Genomic DNA, 216 nt, shown 5'->3' on the forward strand with positions numbered 1-216 from the left:
CAGCCGCTGCCGGTCGGCCTGGAGGACGTCGCGGTGGCGCGCGGCGATCGGCGGCAGGCCATCCACAGCGTGCGGACGGAGGACGGCGCCGGCTACCGGATGCTTACCCGCCCGCTGCCGGGCACGGACGTGGCGGTGTCGGTGGCCCGCCCCCTGGACGAGGTCGAGCGCTCCCTGGACACCCTCGCCCTGGTGCTGGGCGCGGTGGCGCTGGCC

The 216-nt window shown here is 77.8% G+C and carries 1 pseudogene; it reads left to right on the plus strand.

The features are described 5' to 3' along the window. Positions 1 to 216: pseudogene (locus AN216_RS28840) on the plus strand (two-component sensor histidine kinase); the annotation flags it as partial.

The organism is Streptomyces oceani, assembly GCF_001751245.1.
GTDB lineage: Bacteria > Actinomycetota > Actinomycetes > Streptomycetales > Streptomycetaceae > Streptomyces > Streptomyces oceani.